The organism is Bosea sp. ANAM02, assembly GCF_011764485.1.
Lineage (GTDB): Bacteria > Pseudomonadota > Alphaproteobacteria > Rhizobiales > Beijerinckiaceae > Allobosea.
The window spans coordinates 1,511,990-1,529,061 of the sequence record NZ_AP022848.1 but is presented as its reverse complement, the minus strand read 5'-3'; the positions used below and the strand labels follow the sequence as shown (position 1 = coordinate 1,529,061).

The 17,072-nt window shown below is 65.9% G+C and carries 17 protein-coding genes; 12 read left to right on the top strand and 5 right to left on the bottom strand.

All coding sequences use genetic code 11. The features are described from left to right. Positions 1-125: 125 nt before the first annotated feature. The gene (locus OCUBac02_RS07360) at positions 126-1,508 is read left to right on the top strand and encodes a hypothetical protein (protein WP_173044555.1); all 1,383 of its coding nucleotides are present in this window, start codon (positions 126-128) and stop codon (positions 1,506-1,508) included. A 43-nt stretch (positions 1,509-1,551) separates the two neighbouring features. On the opposite strand, the gene OCUBac02_RS07355 is transcribed toward OCUBac02_RS07360, so the two are convergent. Then, positions 1,552-2,367, bottom strand: a complete 816-nt coding sequence (locus tag OCUBac02_RS07355) for an aspartate dehydrogenase domain-containing protein (protein ID WP_244639123.1) — start codon at positions 2,365-2,367, stop codon at positions 1,552-1,554. Positions 2,368-2,448: 81 nt separating this feature from the next. Continuing rightward, positions 2,449-3,108, bottom strand: a complete 660-nt coding sequence (locus tag OCUBac02_RS07350) for a GntR family transcriptional regulator (protein WP_173049403.1) — start codon at positions 3,106-3,108, stop codon at positions 2,449-2,451. Positions 3,109-3,318: 210 nt separating this feature from the next. Between OCUBac02_RS07350 and OCUBac02_RS07345 the strand changes: the two genes are divergently transcribed. From OCUBac02_RS07345 to OCUBac02_RS07310, 8 genes are all read left to right on the top strand, one after another. Continuing rightward, the gene (locus OCUBac02_RS07345) at positions 3,319-4,023 is read left to right on the top strand and encodes an HAD family hydrolase (protein WP_173044553.1); all 705 of its coding nucleotides are present in this window, start codon (positions 3,319-3,321) and stop codon (positions 4,021-4,023) included. 39 nt (positions 4,024-4,062) lie between these two features. Continuing rightward, positions 4,063-4,938 (top strand): amino acid ABC transporter substrate-binding protein, encoded by an 876-nt coding sequence (locus OCUBac02_RS07340; RefSeq protein WP_173044551.1) that lies wholly within the window; start codon positions 4,063-4,065, stop codon positions 4,936-4,938. Between the two features lie 43 nt (positions 4,939-4,981). Continuing rightward, on the top strand, positions 4,982-5,698 hold the full coding sequence (locus tag OCUBac02_RS07335; protein ID WP_173044549.1) for an amino acid ABC transporter permease: 717 nt from the start codon (positions 4,982-4,984) through the stop codon (positions 5,696-5,698). Positions 5,699-5,701: 3 nt separating this feature from the next. Next, entirely contained in the window at positions 5,702-6,361 is a 660-nt protein-coding gene (locus OCUBac02_RS07330) for an amino acid ABC transporter permease (protein ID WP_173044547.1), read from the top strand. 56 nt (positions 6,362-6,417) lie between these two features. Further along, on the top strand, positions 6,418-7,146 hold the full coding sequence (locus OCUBac02_RS07325; protein ID WP_173049401.1) for an amino acid ABC transporter ATP-binding protein: 729 nt from the start codon (positions 6,418-6,420) through the stop codon (positions 7,144-7,146). 1 nt (position 7,147) lies between these two features. Then, entirely contained in the window at positions 7,148-8,125 is a 978-nt protein-coding gene (locus OCUBac02_RS07320; RefSeq protein WP_173044545.1) for a threonine/serine dehydratase, read from the top strand. Positions 8,126-8,178: 53 nt separating this feature from the next. Next, positions 8,179-9,396: a pyridoxal phosphate-dependent aminotransferase gene (locus tag OCUBac02_RS07315; protein WP_173044543.1), complete on the top strand. Its 1,218-nt coding sequence runs from the start codon at positions 8,179-8,181 to the stop codon at positions 9,394-9,396. Positions 9,397-10,131: 735 nt separating this feature from the next. Further along, a complete protein-coding gene (locus tag OCUBac02_RS07310) occupies positions 10,132-10,875 on the top strand; it encodes a creatininase family protein (protein ID WP_173044541.1) in 744 nt (247 codons plus the stop codon). Positions 10,876-10,900: 25 nt separating this feature from the next. Here OCUBac02_RS07310 and OCUBac02_RS27475 read toward each other — a convergent pair whose 3' ends face one another. The 3 genes from OCUBac02_RS27475 to OCUBac02_RS07295 all read right to left on the bottom strand — a co-directional run bounded on the left by OCUBac02_RS27475 (position 10,901) and on the right by OCUBac02_RS07295 (position 13,258). Then, complete coding sequence (locus tag OCUBac02_RS27475; RefSeq protein WP_173044539.1) at positions 10,901-11,416, bottom strand: CocE/NonD family hydrolase; 516 nt, start codon at positions 11,414-11,416, stop codon at positions 10,901-10,903. Beyond that, positions 11,407-12,015, bottom strand: coding sequence for a CocE/NonD family hydrolase (locus OCUBac02_RS27470; RefSeq protein ID WP_173044537.1), 609 nt, complete (start codon positions 12,013-12,015; stop codon positions 11,407-11,409). The genes OCUBac02_RS27475 and OCUBac02_RS27470 overlap by 10 nt, the downstream gene beginning before the upstream one ends. A 490-nt stretch (positions 12,016-12,505) precedes the next feature. Beyond that, positions 12,506-13,258 carry an IclR family transcriptional regulator gene (locus OCUBac02_RS07295; RefSeq protein ID WP_173044535.1) on the bottom strand — a complete coding sequence of 251 codons (753 nt, stop codon included), beginning with the start codon at positions 13,256-13,258 and terminating at the stop codon, positions 12,506-12,508. 195 nt (positions 13,259-13,453) lie between these two features. On the opposite strand from OCUBac02_RS07295, the gene OCUBac02_RS07290 reads away from it, so the two are divergent. The 3 genes from OCUBac02_RS07290 to OCUBac02_RS07280 are packed head-to-tail and all read left to right on the top strand — an operon-like array spanning position 13,454 to position 17,057. After that, complete coding sequence (locus OCUBac02_RS07290; protein WP_173044533.1) at positions 13,454-14,395, top strand: ABC transporter permease; 942 nt, start codon at positions 13,454-13,456, stop codon at positions 14,393-14,395. After that, complete coding sequence (locus OCUBac02_RS07285; RefSeq protein WP_173044531.1) at positions 14,392-15,273, top strand: ABC transporter permease; 882 nt, start codon at positions 14,392-14,394, stop codon at positions 15,271-15,273. Before OCUBac02_RS07290 ends, OCUBac02_RS07285 begins: the two co-directional genes overlap by 4 nt. Further along, complete coding sequence (locus tag OCUBac02_RS07280; protein ID WP_173044529.1) at positions 15,273-17,057, top strand: ABC transporter ATP-binding protein; 1,785 nt, start codon at positions 15,273-15,275, stop codon at positions 17,055-17,057. Before OCUBac02_RS07285 ends, OCUBac02_RS07280 begins: the two co-directional genes overlap by 1 nt. Positions 17,058-17,072: the final 15 nt, after the last annotated feature.

The window sequence follows — 17,072 nt, the reverse complement described above, 5'->3', positions numbered from 1 at the left end:
GGCCGTACAGTCTGCCTTTCGACCATGCCGTTCTCGACCGCACACGCCTTTTGACCAGTATGCGTGAATGCGCACTTAGTTCATACATAGCATGTAGGTGTTTTTCGCAGGAAAGGACATACAGCATGGATGTCGCGCCGATAGGCCTCATCGGTCGAATGGATTTCATCCGACAGCGTCGGCTGCTCGTGGGTCTCGTCGCGAAGGCCATGGACGAAGGCAATCTGCCTGTCGGCAGCGTCGATCTCGTCCTCCTGCTATTCGGGGATGAGCCGACATGGGCCGGCACGTGCAGGCATGCCAAAATCGTGCGAGAGATCTTGGAGGAAGCGCAGCGGTCAGGCCGGATCGCACCAGGCAAGGCCCCTCTCGGCGCCGCCGGCCTCGCGAAACAGGCCGTGCTCAACGCGATCGTGGACGAGCTGGATCTCACAGAGGCCGCACTTCGTCATGGACGCGGGTCGGAGACTGACGATGTGACCTATAGAGAGGTGCGGACCAGGCTCGACGATTATGTCGGTTACCTCGCAGAGCTCACAGAGTATCACCGCCTCGCCCTCGATATCCGTGCCAGATATGCCCTTAGGACCGAAAATGACGTCGATCGTAGCGGTTCGTCTGCAGCGCGCCTGAGGGAATTTCAGAAGGCCTCGGCATGGGTCGCCGAACTCAAGCGGACGTTCGATCAGGCTTCCGCTGTCGCGGCCGAGAAGACGGCATCGCGTATCCGCGGCAACCCGTTGATCGACAAGCTCGGGCGAGCCCGATGGCCTACAGGCGGATCGCGCCGGCGCGCGAGGCCAAGGGCCGAGCTTCGCGATCGCGCTGTGCTCCTCGCCCGGCTGGGGTTGAACCTCGACGAAGCGCATCAAGCCGCCCTTCCGGACGGGTGGGAAAACGTGACGTTGAGCCAGCGGCGGATCGCGCACCTTCTGCCTTATCCACGTTCTGCACATGTGAATGAGGCCCTCGCGGCTTTCGGACACGCGCCGTGGCGAAGCCAGGAAGGCCTGCCGCAACAACTGATATCCCTATTGGAGACGAGCGCCCGGCCCTGTCGCCAGGCATTGCTGGATGACGCGAACGGCAGCGCGCCGACACGGCAACTAGGAAATTGGACCGTCTCGGATCGTTGGTGGCGCGCATTGGGATTCTACAGGCAAGCCCGTTGGCTGGCGGGAGAAATCAGGTCCGGACCGATATGGCCGGAGCCTTTCGAGTATCTTTGCGCGGCGCGGCCCGAGGTCTATTCGGAGGCTGGGCTGCGGCTCGTCCGGCAGTTGGACGCGATATGCGACATTGCAGACGCGCTCGCCGAGAACTCGCAACCGCATTGGAAGGCCGTAGTGCAACAGCTCCAGGACCGCAGTCCTGCCTATTCGACGATCGTCAGCATCGCTCTCCGGCAATCCGGTCCGGACGATCTCGTGCGGAAGCTGGTAACGATATGGGCCGGCACTATCGATGATGCTGACCTCGACAACCTGCTCCCTGGCTTCGCCGAGTAAGCTTGGCTTTCGGCCCGCACCATTGCGCGTGGCGCATGTTTCTTTAGCAGGCAGCGATAGGATGGAAACCGAAAATGCGCTGGATCGATCCCACTGCCGACTTTGGCGTATAGGCTCCCGAAACGCCGCCGAGGGTGGTTGAGCGGACCGAGATATCCCACTCGAAGCCTTGACCGAACACCTGGGCCCGGTGGCTCATCTGCCGCGTGTCGGGATCGGCCACGACGATGCTGCGCGTGCGGTCGAAGCCGATACCGGCGATCGCGAGAGCCGCATGCACGTTTACATTGCGCGGAAACCGGGCGCAGGCTTCTCGCGTCGAGCCCTCGAAAAGCACTCCCCGGGCGCTGGCGTCCGTGCCTAGGCTCGCCCCGTTCTTCGTCGTGGTCACGATCACCTGGTCGATCGCGTCGCGGCCGTCACTCAGTCCGTCGAGGGCGAGCACAGCTCCGTGCGGCACCAGCAGGTGGGTCCCGGCGGTCGCAGCAGCTCGCCTGACGGCGATCTCGACCGTCTCATCGGCCAACGCCGACGAACTGAAGGCGCAGAGATCGCCTTTTGCGAGCAACTCCGCGCCCAGCCCGGCGATGACGTCAGGATGGGCCGCCTCGATCACCAGATCCGTGGGAGCTGCTAGTGCGCGCCGGACATCGGTGGTGAGGTGTTCGCGCAGACGCGTCGCGTCGGCACGCGGCGCGAAGCGCTCGTCGACCAGCACGTAGTCCACCACGGCGAGATTTTGGGCGACGATAGCGTCGAAGATCGCGTTTCCGATGACGCCGGCTCCGATGATGCCGACCCGTTGATAGTTCATGTGCCCATCCCATTTCGGTTCACACGCACAGTTAAGGCGCGGCAATTCATTTTAGCGATTAACGATAATTTTGAAAGTTGAGAGCGCCCGTTGTGAGCGTTACTCCCTGTGGGTGGCTAGCTAGGCCTACGGCGTGAGGCTATCGACGAGAAGGTCGCCCGTCGCGAGAACATGTTTCCGCAGGAGGTCGCACGCTCGCTCGACGTCGCGCATCTCGCAGAGCGTCAGAATGCTGCGATGCTCGGCCTGGGACTGCTCGAGATGATGCGTTTGCTCCCAAGTGTAGCGCAGATAGCGCTCGAAATTCATCCGTAGCGTCTCGATCATCTCCAGCGTGCGCGTGCGTCTGGCCGGCGCGTAGAGGATCTGGTGGAAGCGGCCGTTCAGCAGGATCTTCGCGTCGACCGCGGCGGCCGCATCGAGTTCGTCGAGCACTTCGGCAGCGGACAGAAAATCGGCGCGCACCATGTTGGGGATCGCCCAGCGCAGGGCCTGGCATTCCAGGATCGCGCGCAACTGGCTGATCTCCCAGGCCTCGTCGCGACTCATGACGGCGACAGCGACGCCGCGGCGCGGCTCTGCGGTGAGGAAACCCTCGCCGACGAGCTGCTTGAAGGCCTCTCGCACGATCATCTGGCTGACGCCGAACTGCATCGCGATCGCATCCTGCCGCAGCCGCTCGCCGCCCGGCAGCCGGTTGCGGAGGATGGCGGCGCGCAGATCTTCGGCGACGACCTCGGCGGCCGACCGGCTGTCCCGGCGCGATGCCGGATCCACGATGTTCACATGATTCAAGCGACGTCCGCCCTTCCGAGATTAGCGATTTAAAGAGCCAACTGCCTCCCTTTTCGTCGAGGCACCCCAATAAGTCAATCGAAGCTACAGGGCGGCATTACGCGTTGCCGGTCGTCGGCGGGCATCGGAATTGCGAAGGGTTGACGGCACTCAAATTAGCGATTATCGCTAATTTATTCCAGCTGAACGAACGGGTCCCCAATGCTTCGCTTGTCCGACTTCGACGCCGTCACCTTCGACGTCTACGGCACCCTGATCGACTGGGAGCCGTCGATCGTGGGCTTCCTCCAGGCCTGGGCGCAGGAACAGCGCGTAACCGCGACCGGCGACGAACTGATCATGTCCTTCGACCGGGCTCGCGCCACGATCCAGAAAGAGCGTCCGGCCCATCTCTATCCCGAGGTGCTGCGCCTTTGCTTCGACAGGATCTCGGCCGACTACGGCGTCGCGGTCGATCCTGTCCGGCGCGAAGCGTTCTCGCGGACGCCACATGACTGGCCAGCCTACACCGATACGGAGACTGGGCTGAAGGCGCTGCAGGCGCGCGCCAGGATTGGGGCATTGTCGAACATCGACAACGCCTCGCTCACCTCGTCCTGCGCCAAGATGAACATCCGCTTCGACATCGTCGTCACGGCCGAACGTGTCGGCGCCTACAAGCCCAGTGACGAGCATTTCGCTACCGCGCTCGCCGATCTCGACGCGGTCGGCATCCCGCGACAGCGCGTCCTGCATGTCGGCCAGAGCCTTCGTGCCGACATCACGCCTGCCAACAGGCTCGGGCTGAAATCGGCCTGGATCAACCGGCCCGACCGGCTTCTCGGCCTGTCCGGCGAAGGCGCCGCCGAGGCCCGGCCCGACCTGACAGTGTCGAGCCTTGCAGAGTTGCTCGACGCCATCGCCTGAGCCTTCCAGCAGCAACCGCCAACGATAAGGGAACGGAACATGAAGCGCAGGATTTTAGAACTGGCCGCCATTGCCGTCGGCCTGGCATTGGGAACGGCGTCAGCGGTACAGGCGCAGGCGACGGATGCCGTGATCGACCGGATCAAGGCGAAGAAGTCGATCTCGATCGGCTATCGCGAAGCTTCGATCCCGTTCTCTTATATCGACGCGCAGGGCAAGCCGACCGGCTACTCGACCGAGCTCTGCGCCCGGGTCGCGGCGACCGTGAAGACGGCGCTCGGCCTGCCGGAGCTCGAGATCAAATGGGTGCCGGTCAATCTGCAGAATCGCATCCCCCTGGTCGCCAACGGCACCGTCGACATCTCCTGCGAGTCGGCGGTCAACACGATCGGGCGGCAGGCACAGGTCGATTTTTCGAGCCCGTTCTTCATCTCCTCGACGCGGCTCCTGGTGAAGTCGAAGTCCGGCATCGCCGAACTCGCTGACCTCAAGGGCAAGTCGATCGCGCTGCCGATCAACTCGGTCCCCGAGCGTCTAATCAAAGCCATCGTCGAGCGCGACAAGCTGAACGTCAGGATTGTGCCGGTGCGGGATAATTCGGAGGGCTTCCTCGCCTTGTCGACCGACCGCGTCGACGCATTCTCGACCGACGACATCCTGCTGTTCGGGCTTCGCAGCAAGGCGCCGACGCCCGCCGATTACGAGGTCGTCGGCAAGCCGCTCTCCTACGACAGCTATGGCTTCCTCGTTCAGAAGAACAGCACGGTGTTCCTGTCGCTGGTGAACGCGACGCTCGCTCGGTTGGCGCGCGAAGGCGAGCTCGCCAAGGTCTACGGAACCTGGTTCGAGCCGCTGGGCGTACCGCTCTCGGCATCACTCGCGACCATCTTCCAGGTCATCGGGATCCCGGAGTGAGGCGGATCGGTGGCTTCGAAGAGCGGGCGGGGAAGAGCACGCCATGAACTACGCTTGGAACTGGGCCGTCCTCTTCCAGTCCCCCTATCTGGAATGGCTCGGCCAAGGCATCGCCATGACGCTCGCGGTCTCCACCGCCGCCTGGATCATCGCGCTCGGCCTAGGGACCCTGATCGGCATCATCCACAGCAGCACCTCCGGGCCGGTGCGCTTCGTCACCGGATCCTACATCAACCTGTTCCGGAACGTGCCGCTGCTCCTGCAGATGTTCCTCTGGTTCTTCGTCGTGCCCGAGCTGCTGCCGAAAGCGGCGGGAACGTGGCTTAAGCGGGATCTGCCCTATCCCGAAGTCGTGACGGCGATCGTGGCGCTCGGGTTGTTCACAGCCTCGCGCGTCGCGGTCCAGGTCGCCGCCGGCATCGCCGCCGTTCCGCGCGGCCAGTCGATGGCAGCACGTGCCTCCGGTCTGTCTACGGCACAGGCCTATCGGTTTGTCCTGCTGCCGCAGGCTTTCCGCATCGTCGTCCCGCCGCTGACCTCGGAATTCCTGACGATCTTCAAGAACTCCTCGATCGCGCTGACCATCGGCGTCTACGAGCTGACAGCGCAGACCCAACAGATCCAGAGCTTCACCTATCAGGGCTTCGAGGCCTTCACCGCCGCGACCGTCGTCTACATGACGATCGCCCTGACGGTGACGACGCTGATGACGATCATCGAGCGTCGGATCGCGATCCCCGGCCCGACCGCGAGGGGATGAGCAATGTCCGGCTTCGACATCTCCGTCATTCTCGACGCGCTGCCCTTCCTGGCGCAGGCGCTCGGCCTCAGCCTCGGGCTGACCGCCATCGCCCTGATCGGGGGCCTGACACTCGGCCTGGTCCTCGCTATCGCCCGGCTATCGCGCTACCGCGCCCTGGCGACGTTCGCCGCGCTCTATGTGAACGGGTTCCGAGCGGTGCCGCTGATCCTGGTGATCTTCTGGTTCTACTTCCTGGTGCCGCTCCTGCTCGGCCGGCCGGTCGGGGCGCTCTATTCGGTGCTGATCGCTTTCGTCATGTTCGAAGGCGCCTATTACTCCGAGATCATCCGGGCCGGGTTGAAAAGCGTGCGGCCGGGGCAATGGCAGGCCGCACAGGCCTCGGGCATGAGCTATCTCCAGACGATCCGCCTCGTGGTGCTGCCGCAGGCACTGCGCAAAATGGCGCCACTGATGGTCACGCAGGGCGTCGTGCTCTTCCAGGATACGTCGCTGGTCTACGTGGTGTCGCTCCACGACTTCATGACCTCGGCCAGCATCGTCGCGAACACCCAGAACCGCATCGTCGAACTCTATGTGTTCGCCGCGCTCGTCTACTTCGCCCTCTGCACCGCCGGCAGCACGCTGGCGCAGCGCCTCAGCGACCGGCAACGCGCGCATTAGCGGCGCCGGCGCCCCCTCCCTCGCAACTGCGGGACAGCATGAACGACATGGTCGAGATGATACGGATCGAAGGATTGTCCAAGAGCTATGGCGATGTCCCGGTTCTGCGCGACTGCAGCCTCGAGGTGGCGCGCGGCGAGGTCGTGGTGATTTGCGGGCCCTCGGGCTCGGGCAAGAGCACCTTCGTCAAATGCATCAACGGAATCGAGCCGGTCCAGGCGGGTCGCATCGCGATCGATGGCGAGGACCTACCGTCGAAGCCCGCAGCAGCCGCCAGGGTCCGTGCGCGGGTGGGCATGGTGTTCCAGCATTTCGAACTCTATCCGCACCTCACGGTGATGGAGAATATCTGCCTGGCGCAGATCCATGTGCTGAAGCGCGGCCGTGACGAAGCTCAAGACAAGGCCCGCGGCCTGCTTCGGCGTGTCGGTCTCGCCGACAAGGAGGCGGCCTACCCGTCGCAGCTCTCGGGCGGTCAGCAACAGCGCATCGCCATCGTGCGGGCGCTCGCCATGGACCCGATCGCGATGCTGTTCGACGAGCCGACCTCGGCGCTCGACCCGGAGATGATCGGCGAGGTGCTGGCGGTGATGCTTGAACTCGCCCGCGAGGGCATGACCATGGTCGTCGTCACCCACGAGATGGGCTTCGCGAAGGCCGCCGCCGACCGGGTCGTCTTCATGGACCAGGGCGAGATCGTCGAGGTCGCAGAGACCGCCCGCTTCTTCGCCGAGCCAAACTCCGACCGCGCCCGCCTCTTCCTCTCCCGCATCCTGGCCCATTGACATGACCGAGCTGCTCCGACCGACCCCCGACGACGTCCTCGACGCTGCGCGCGTTCTCACGCCTGTGGCCGTGCGCACGCCGCTGCTCCGCTCGCCCGCCCTCGACCGGCTGACCGGCGGCGAGATCCTGCTGAAATGCGAGAACCTGCAGCGGTCCGGCGCATTCAAGTTCCGGGGCGCCTACAATCGGCTCCATCGTCTCGACCGCACGGCCCATCTCGGTGGCGTCGTCGCTTATTCCACCGGCAATCACGGCCAGGCGGTGGCGACGGTGGGCCGGATGCTCGACATCCGCGCGACCATCGTCATGCCGGGCGACGCTCCCGCCAACAAGATCGCCAAGGTGCGCGAGAACGAGGGCGAGGTCGTGCTCTACGACCGCGCCACGCAATCGCGCGAGGAGATCGCGGCGCAAATTGCAGCGCGCGCACCGGTCGCCGTCGTGCCGCCAGGCGACGACCGCTTCGTCATCGCCGGCCAGGGCACGGCTTTCCTCGAAGCGGCCGAGCAGGCGGACGGCGCGGTCGATCTCGTCGTCGTCCCTTGCGGCGGCGGCGGGCTCGCTGCCGGAACCGGCCTCGCCTTGGAGGCCGTCGGTTCTCGAGCCGAGCTCTGGGCTGCCGAGCCCGAAGGCTTCGACGACACGCGGCGCTCGCTCGAAAGCGGCCGGCGCGAGGTCAACGAACACCTCTCCGGCTCGCTCTGCGACGCGCTGCTCGCGCAGACCCCGGCCGAACTGCCCTTTGCCTTCAATCGCCACAAGCTGTCGCGGGTGCTGACGGCCTCGGACGACGAGGTGCTCTCTGCCATCCGTTTCGCCTTCGAGCATCTGCGGCTTGTCGTCGAGCCTGGTGGCGCCGTCGCCCTGGCGGCGCTGCTGGCACGGCCCGAGGCGCTGCGCGGACGCCGCGCCGTGGTGATGCTCTCAGGCGGCAATGTCGAGCCGGAGATCTTCCGCAGCGCGATCGCGCCCCGATAAGCGCGCCCGGCCGCGCACGACCGCCTCTCCCATCGAGCTCCATAGGAACCGCCATGTCTTCGCTCGCCAACAAATTCGCCGCCCTTTCGACCGACAACGCCCCCGGCCAAGAGGTGCGGCGCTCGGACGCCGACATCCGCGCCCTGATGATCGGCGAGCCCCTACCCGGGCGCGCCGTCGATTTCTCCCATGGCGACGTCGACGCCTTCCCGCCGCCGCCCGACGCGATGGAGCGCTTTGCGGAGGCCGTGCGGATCGGCGGGCGACAGGCCTATACCGAGTATCGCGGCTCGGCCGACATCCGCGCCGAGTTGGCGAGGCAGCTAGAAGCCTTCACAGGCGCGCCGGTCTCGGCCGTTTCCGGCATCATCCTCACACCTGGTACACAGGGCGCGCTGTTCCTGGCCATGGCCGCGACCGTCGCGGCCGGCGACAAGGTCGCGATCGTCCAGCCGGACTATTTCGCCAACCGCAAGCTGGTGCAGTTCCTCGGCGGCGAAGTCGTGCCGGTCGCTATGGACTATCTCTGTGCCGACGAGGGAGCGGGTCTCGATCTCTCGGCGTTGGAGGCGGCCTTCGCTTCGGGCGCGAAGGTCTTCGTCTTCTCCAACCCCAACAACCCGACCGGCGCGGTCTACTCGCAGCATGAGATCGGCCGGATCGCGGAGCTGGCGACACGCTACGGCGTCACGGTCGTCGCCGATCAGCTCTATTCCCGCCTGCGCTATGACGGCGAAACCTACTCCCATATCCGCGCCAGCGGCCTGCCTGAGGCGCAGTGTGTGACGATCATGGGCCCGTCCAAGACCGAGTCGCTCAGCGGCTACCGCCTCGGCGTCGCCTTCGGCGCACCGTCGATCATCGACCGCATGGAGAAGCTGCAGGCGATCGTCTCTCTCAGGGCTGCCGGCTACAATCAGGCAGTTCTGCGCTGCTGGTTCGCCGAGCCTGCAGACTGGATGGCCCAGCGGATGAGCGAGCATCAGCGCATCCGCGACGATTTGCTCGCGATCTTCGCCGAAGCCGGATTTCCGACTCGGCGCCCGCAGGCGGGAAGTTACGTCTTCCCGACGCTGCCGGCATTGCGCGTCGCGCCGCTTGACTTTGTTCGGCTGCTTCGCCAGCAGGCAAACGTGATCGTGACGCCGGGGACAGAGTTTGGTCCCCATCCCCATAGCATCCGCCTCAACTTCTCGCAGGACCGAAGCGCGGCGCTCGACGCCGCCCGGCGGATCGTCGAGATGGTCGAGCAATACAAAACTAGAGAATAGCATGTCGCTAGGCGTCTGCCTTATCAGAGCCTTCGCCCGCTGATAAGCTGCATATTGGTCAGCGCCTCCTGGCTGTGGAACTGGTAGGATAGAAGCCTTGCGCCCTCGGCGGAGACTGCACCCCGCTTGGCTCAGGTCGGCTCGCGTGACTTCTTTGCGTCCGGCCATGCAGGCGAAACCGAACATATCCGAGCCCACCAAGGCCCTGACGGGAGGCGCCAGCGATAGCTACCGGTCCAACCTTTCTCGAAACCGGCGCTATACTCGCTGCGTCGGCTACCTTTCCGCGAACGGCATTAAAGAGTGCGTCCGCCACTACAAGTGCCTAGGCGCAACGGCTTCCTGATCGAGGCGGTTGCTAAACCGAAACTTTATGGTCTGGTCGCGGTGGGGGAGCGGCATGAGTCCCTCTCCCGCTACCACTTCACCCCCCGGTGTCGACAGCGACGGACCAGCCGCGGGCCCCCTCGCGCAAACGATCACGTCTGAAACGACCGTGTGGAATCCGCGGCGCTCCCGCTCGCCATGATCGCTTGGTATTGCTCCGATCCGCTATGGCGGCGCGTAGGAGGCATCGCGATCGTCTCCCAGCGCAGCGTGATCCAACGCGACGGCTTCGCCCCCGCTCATGCATGGCCGCTAGGTATGTGGAGGTGGTTGACCCTCGACTCTCTCGCTTCCTAGTTTTGAACCCACACAGGCGGGATCACTCCGCGGCGTTGGAGGAATTGGGGCATGCAACTGGCTCTCGCCACCTGGCACGAAGTCGAAGAATATCTCCAGACATCGCGCGGCATTATCATCCCCGTTGGCTCGACCGAACAACACGGCCCCAACGGCCTGATCGGGACGGATCATCTCGACGCCGAGTTCATCGCCAAGGGCGTGGGCGACAAGATCGGCGCGATGGTCGCGCCGACGCTCGCCTATGGCATGTCGCAGCATCACCTGGGCTTTGCCGGCTCGGTCACGCTGCGCCCGTCCACGATGATCGCCATGGTGGGCGATATCGTGCGCTCCCTGGCCCGCAACGGATTTGAGCGCTTCTTCTTCATCAACGGCCACGGCGGCAATATCGCGACCGTGACGGCTGCGTTCGACGAGGTCTATGCGTCGCTCTCGCTCCAGCCGAACGGCGAGCCCTCCCCGATCCGCTGCCGCATGGTGATGTGGTCGGGCGGGAACCGCGCGACTGCCATCGCGGACGAACTCTATCCCGGCGTCAACGGCTCGCATGCGACCGCCGCCGAAGTTTCGCTGGCGCAATTCTACCATCCGGAAGCGATCAAGCAGGCCCGGATGTCGCCCAAGGTCGCGCCCGCCAGCACGTCCTTCTTCGACTGCTTCGACTATCGCGGGCGCTACCCGGACGGCCGGATCGGCTCCGATCCGTCGCTATCGACACCGCAGCACGGCGAAAGGCTTTTTGCCGCCGCCGTCGATGACATGGTCGACGCTTATCGCGCTTTCATGGCTTAAGTTCCGAGTGGCCGGCGGCGCTCGATCAGCCTGCGCAGCGCGTCAGGTCCGACAGCGAGGCCAGCGGCACAACCGGAATGACGATGCGTGAGGCGCGCGCGCCGTCGCAGAATACCGTATTGCGGGCGATCCGCCGCCGGCGCCCCTGCCCTTCCGGATCGAAGGTATTGGGGTTCACGTCGAATTTCGGGAAGTTCGACGAGGAGATGTCGAGCCTGATCCGATGCCCGGCCTTGAACAGCGTCGCCGTCGCGAAAGGCTCGATCGTGATCCGGAACGGAACCTCCAGCTCGATCGGCTCCGGCTCTTCCCAGGAATGGCGATAGCGGCAGCGGAAGATGCCGTCCGTCAGGTTGAGCGCGAAGCCGGTCGGATAAGCCGCGGATGGCGGGTGCATATCGACCAGCTTGGCGGTGAAGTCGGTATCGGGCGCGTCGGAAGCGACCCAGAGCTCGACCGTGATCGGCCCGATCACCGCCATGTCCTCCTCCAGCGGCAGGCTTTCGAAGGAGAGCACGTCGCGGCGCGCGATCAGCGGCATGCCGGCATCGCGCGAACCGAAGAAGCGCGGCCCCTCGCGCTGGTCGAAGCCGCCGCCTCGAAGATCGGCTGGCCGCTGATCAGCGCGCCGCCGATCGTCGGCACGGGATCGGCCGGGTCGAAATCATAGATCAGCGGCGCAGCGTCCGGAGCCGGCGCGTCGCGCGAGAGCCGGCCGTTGCCATGGATGTACCAGTGCTGCTGGTCGGTGTCTGGCAGCGGCCAGTGCGACCTCTCGATCCAGCGTCCGCCCTGGGCGAGGCGCCCGTCGGCATCCCGCTTTCCCGAGCCGCCACCCACCAGGAACAGCCGCAGTGTCGGATCGGCCTCCATCCCGTTCGGCTCGTCCCGGAGCCAGCGATCGAACCAGCGCTTGCGGAAATCGAGCCAGTTCGTGCCGACATTGCCGTCGAAGGGCGCGGCCTCGCCGAAGGAGACATCGCCGGCGAAGGTCGACTGGCGGTTGCCGTGGAGGCCCGCCCCCATGATGACGTTGAGATGCCGGCGGCCCGATGCGCTCAAGCCCGCGAAGTTGTCGAAGGTGGTCTTCACATAGACGTCGTACCAGCTCGACATCAGCAGGACCGGGATATCGGGCACCGCGTCGTAGAAGCGCTCCAGCCACAGGCCCGGCCGTTTCCATTCCGGGCCGAAGGTGATAGCGGGCCTGGACGAAATGCGCCGCGACGTCGGTGCGGGCCATCGGCCTGGCCTCGCCGCGGCCGATCTCCGAGCAAGAACGCTCGGCCCTGCCATAAGGCGTGCGCTCCATAACGACCGGAAAGGGACCGGGAAGCGCCTGCCCATCCCGCGCCGGGAGATAGGATATCGGTGGCGAGCCGGACGCCGTCCCGCATCGTCACTATGACGTCCTTCAGCTTAACGGCCGATTGCGACAGGCCGAGCGCGGCGGCGCCGGCGGTCGTGGAGCCGCCGGCCATGACGGCGCGGAAGATTTCGATCTGCCGGATCTTCATCGGTCGGGCTGCTCGCGCTGGTCGGTGCCGGGGCTCCCGGCCGATGGCCTGATCCAATATCGGATCGCCCTTCCCCGCCAGCACTTCCTTTCCGAGCGACAGGGTTGCCCGGCTCAGGGCAGGCAGTCCCGCAAGGTCCGGATCTGGCTCTCGACCCAGTCGTCGGTCATCATCTCCAGCGGCGCATTGAACGACACGGCCATGTTGACGTCGTGCGGGGCCTGGCTCGGCCGGGGCAGGCCGATCCCGCCCTGCCCGGGGAAGTAGTACCCCATGTTGAGCGCATAGCCGCGGCGCCGGGCATCGGCGACCTGCCCGAGGATGACGTCGCCATCGACATGGCGCCCCGAGGGATGCTTCAGGTAGCGCTCGGCATTGGCCGCGAGGATCTGCTCGATCGCGGCCTCCGGCAGCAGCGACATCAGGGCGAGGCTGCCGGCGCCGACGCCCATCGGCACGCGATAGCCAACGCCCATCGAGAACTGGCGCCGTGTCGAGCGGCTGATCATCTCGGCGCAGACCGCGTCGACCCCGGACTGCACGATCAGATAGACGGTGAAGCCGGTCAGGCGCGCGAACTCCGTCATGCCGGGACGGACCTTCTGCACCTGCGGCTCGAGCCGCTCCTGCCGCCGCGCCAGCATCGGCACGGCCGAGCCGAGACGGTAATGGCCATAGCGTCCCGTCGGCTCCGCAAACCCCTTCTGCAGCAGGGCGCCGAGGCTGCGATGCGCCACCGACTTGGCGCAGCCCATGCGCTCGGCGATCTCCGCCAGGCTCAGGCCCTCCGGCCCGACCTCGCCGAGCGCCAGGACGATATCCAGCGCGCGCTCGGCATTGGAGGAGGAGCTCACGGGCTTTGTCACCGCAACAATTCCGATTGTCAGAACAAATTCATCATTATCATACCGAATACAGGAATTTGTTGACAAGGCCCGATTTCTTCAGTCCGCTAGGGCTGCTGCCGGATCGTCGAGACGTCTAGGAGCGCCTCGTCCTCAGGCAGCCAACAGGCAGCCGCTCCAGCCCCATCGTGGGCGGACAATGCGGGGGCGAACCGGATGGTGTCATTCCTGGCGAGGCGTCTCGGCTTCGCCGTCGTCACGTTGTTCAGCGTCCTGACGCTGGTCTTTCTGATCGTCCGGATCCTGCCGGGCGATCCCGTTCTGGTGATCCTCGGTGACCAGGCGAGCCCGGCCAGCATCATCGCACTGCGGCAGCGCCTCGGGCTCGACCAGCCGCTCCCCGTCCAGTACGGGCACTTCCTGCTCCAGGCCCTGCGCGGCGACCTCGGCACCTCGATGATCTCGGGCCGCCCGGTGACGGAAGAGATCCTCGCCGTCCTGCCCTATACGCTGGAACTGACCATAGCGGCCCTCATCCTGGGCGCCGCGCTCGGCATCCCCGCCGGCGTCTGGGCCGCGGTCCGCCGCAACCGGCTGCCCGACTACGTCCTGCGCCTGCTCTCGCTGCTCGGCCTCTCGCTGCCCGCCTTCGTCGCCGCCATCGTCCTGCTGATGGTCTTTGCCATCCAGTTCCGCTGGTTCCCGGTGATCAGCGCCGGCGGCGCCGATACGCTTGCCGAGCGGCTGCGGCAGATGGCGCTGCCGACGCTGGCGCTCGCACTGATCATGATGGCCTACATCACCCGCGTGACCCGCTCGGCGATGCTGGAGGTGCTGAGCCAGGATTTCGTGCGGACGGCGCGGGCCAAGGGCGCCTCCGCCTCGGCGGTGATCTGGTCGCATGCGCTCGGCAACTGCCTGATCCCGATCACCACCGTCATCGGCCTCTATCTCGGCATCCTGATCGGCAATTCGGTGCTGACCGAGATCGTGTTCTCGCGCCCCGGCCTCGGCAAGCTGATCCTGACTGCGCTCAGCCAGCGCGACTACACGCTGCTGCAGGGGATGATCGTGGTCTACACGCTGATGGTCGTCGTCGTGAACCTGCTGACCGACCTGACCTACGGCTTTCTCGATCCGAGGGTGCAGTACAAATGAGCGAGACCGCCGCGGAAGCTGCCCGTCCCGCCGCCCGCGAGAGCGCCTTTCGCGGCGTGCTGGGCCGGCTCAACCTCTCGACCTGGGCCGGCGTCGCCATCGTCGTCCTGCTCGTGCTCGCCGCGATCTTCGCGCCCTATCTCGCGACGCATCCGCCGGCGAAGCAGAGCATCATGGACCAGCTCGCCCCGCCCAGTAGCGGCTATCTGCTCGGCGCCGACCAGTTCGGCCGCGACATCTGGTCGAGGCTGCTCGTCGGCGCCCGCTACTCGCTGACCATCGGCCTCTTCGCCATCCTGACGGCGATGGTGATCGGGTCGCTGCTCGGGATGATCGCCGGCTATCGCGGCGGACGCACCGATATCCTGCTCATGCAGGTGATGGACGTCATCCTCGCCTTTCCCTCGCTGATCCTGGGCCTGGCGCTGGTCGCCCTGATGGGCGCGACGATGACGAACATCATCATCGCGATCGCCTTCACCGCGACGCCCGCCTTCGCCCGGATCGCGCGCGCCGCCGTCATCGCCCAGCGCGACCGCGAATATGTCCAGGCCTGCCGCGCCATGGGCTTCTCGGGCGGGCGCATCCTGTTCCGCCACATCCTGCCGGCGATCCTGCCGGAGGTGATGGTGATGACGTCGCTCTGGATGGCGACCGCGGTGCGCACCGAGGCCTCGCTGGCCTTCATCGGGCTCGGCCTCGCGCCGCCGACGCCGACCTGGGGCGGCATGGTGCGTGAAGGCTTCGAGAACATCCTGAGCTCGTTCCATCTCGCACTCTTCCCGAGCCTTGCGATCCTGATCCTGGTGCTCGCCTTCAACCTGATCGGCGACGGCCTGCGCGACGCGATCGATCCCCGCCTGAAGGACGCCTCGTGATGGTCGGCAAGAAATCGGAAAAGCCGGTCCTGTCGGTCGGCGGCCTGACGATCGCCTTCGGCTCCACCACGGTCGTGCACGATCTGGGCTTCGAGATCGCCGCCGGCGAGACGCTCGCTGTGGTCGGCGAATCCGGTTCGGGCAAGAGCGTCACCTCGCTCGCCATCATGGGCCTGCTCCCGGAGCGCATCGGACGTGCCAGCGGATCGGTCAGGCTCGGCGACCGCGAATTGCTGACCCTCAGTGAAGCCGAGATGCGTGGCGTGCGCGGCGGCCAGGTCAGCATGATCTTCCAGGAGCCGATGACCTCGCTCAACCCGGTCCAGCGCATCGGCGACCAGATCGGCGAGGCGATCCGCATCCATCGCGGCCTCAAGGGCGCGGAATTGCGCGAGGCGGTGCTGGAGATGCTGCGCAAGGTGCGCATCCCCGATCCCGAGGAGCGCATTGACAACTACCCGCACACCTTCTCCGGCGGCATGCGCCAGCGGGTGATGATCGCGATGGCACTGGCCTGCAACCCTTCCCTCATCATCGCCGACGAGCCGACCACCGCGCTCGACGTCACCGTACAGGCGCAGACGCTGGCGCTGCTCAAGGAACTGCAACGCGAGACCGGTACCGCTATCCTGTTCATCACTCATGACATGGGCGTGGTCGCGGAGATCGCCGACCATGTCCTCGTCATGCGCCGCGGCCGCGTGATCGAGCAGGGCACGGTCCACGAGGTCTTCTCCAACCCGCGCGACGCTTATACGCGCAGCCTGATCGCGGCGGCGCCGAGCCTCGTCGGCAAGCTCGCGAACGGCACTGTTCCCGCACGCGGCGTCGAGGGCGTCCCGCTCTCCTTCCGTGGCGATGCGCCGGTGCTGGAGGTGCGCGACCTCTCGGTGCGCTTCCCCTCGCGCGGCGGCCTGTTCGGGCGGCTCAAGGGCGAGGTCCATGCGGTCGAGCAGGTCTCCTTCGCCATCGGGAAGGCCGAGACGCTCGGCCTCGTCGGCGAATCCGGTTCGGGCAAATCGACCATCGGCAAGGCGATCATCGATCTCGCGCCGCGCCATTCCGGCGAGATCACCGTCGCCGGCCGCCGGATCGACTATGCCGATCCCCGCAGCCTCGCCGCCCTGCGCCGCGACGTACAGATGATCTTCCAGGACCCGTTCGGCTCGCTCGACACCCGCCAGAGCATCGGCTCGGCGATCATCGAGCCGATGCAGGTCCATGGCATCGCCTCCGGCAAGGAGGCGCGCGCCAGGATGGAATGGCTCCTGGAGCGCGTCGGGCTCGACCCGGCCCGCGCCGCGAGCCTGCCGCACGAATTCTCCGGCGGACAGCGCCAGCGCATCTGCATCGCCCGCGCGCTGGCGATGTCGCCCAAGCTGATCATCGCCGACGAGGCCGTTTCGGCGCTCGACGTCGCGATCAAGGCGCAGATCATCGACCTGATGATCGACCTCCAGAAGGAGTTCGAGGTCTCCTATCTCTTCATCAGCCACGACATGGCGGCCGTCGAGCGCATCTGCGACCGCGTGGCCGTGATGTATTTCGGCGAGATCGTCGAGATCGGCGCGCGCGACGACGTGATCGGCCGCCCCGGCCACGGCTATACACAGCGCCTCCTCTCCGCGATCCCGATCACCCATCCCGACCAGCGCAGCGGAAGGCCGCCGCAGCGCGTTGACGCCACGCCGCCGCGCAGCCCGATGAAGCCCGTCGGCTACCGCCCGCCGCCGCCGAGCTGGGAGATGATGGCCGAGGGCCATTTCATCCGCCGGGCGAGCTAGTCACCGAGAAGCCGG

Coding starts and splice junctions, on each gene's coding strand:
- OCUBac02_RS07280 (WP_173044529.1), top strand. CDS start 15,273: ATGGTCGGCAAGAAATCGGAAAAGCCGGTCCTGTCGGTCGGCGGCCTG.
- OCUBac02_RS07345 (WP_173044553.1), top strand. CDS start 3,319: ATGCTTCGCTTGTCCGACTTCGACGCCGTCACCTTCGACGTCTACGGC.
- OCUBac02_RS07290 (WP_173044533.1), top strand. CDS start 13,454: ATGGTGTCATTCCTGGCGAGGCGTCTCGGCTTCGCCGTCGTCACGTTG.
- OCUBac02_RS07285 (WP_173044531.1), top strand. CDS start 14,392: ATGAGCGAGACCGCCGCGGAAGCTGCCCGTCCCGCCGCCCGCGAGAGC.
- OCUBac02_RS07335 (WP_173044549.1), top strand. CDS start 4,982: ATGAACTACGCTTGGAACTGGGCCGTCCTCTTCCAGTCCCCCTATCTG.
- OCUBac02_RS07340 (WP_173044551.1), top strand. CDS start 4,063: ATGAAGCGCAGGATTTTAGAACTGGCCGCCATTGCCGTCGGCCTGGCA.
- OCUBac02_RS07325 (WP_173049401.1), top strand. CDS start 6,418: ATGATACGGATCGAAGGATTGTCCAAGAGCTATGGCGATGTCCCGGTT.
- OCUBac02_RS27475 (WP_173044539.1), bottom strand. CDS start 11,416: ATGCCGCTGATCGCGCGCCGCGACGTGCTCTCCTTCGAAAGCCTGCCG.
- OCUBac02_RS07360 (WP_173044555.1), top strand. CDS start 126: ATGGATGTCGCGCCGATAGGCCTCATCGGTCGAATGGATTTCATCCGA.
- OCUBac02_RS07310 (WP_173044541.1), top strand. CDS start 10,132: ATGCAACTGGCTCTCGCCACCTGGCACGAAGTCGAAGAATATCTCCAG.
- OCUBac02_RS07315 (WP_173044543.1), top strand. CDS start 8,179: ATGTCTTCGCTCGCCAACAAATTCGCCGCCCTTTCGACCGACAACGCC.
- OCUBac02_RS07320 (WP_173044545.1), top strand. CDS start 7,148: ATGACCGAGCTGCTCCGACCGACCCCCGACGACGTCCTCGACGCTGCG.
- OCUBac02_RS07330 (WP_173044547.1), top strand. CDS start 5,702: ATGTCCGGCTTCGACATCTCCGTCATTCTCGACGCGCTGCCCTTCCTG.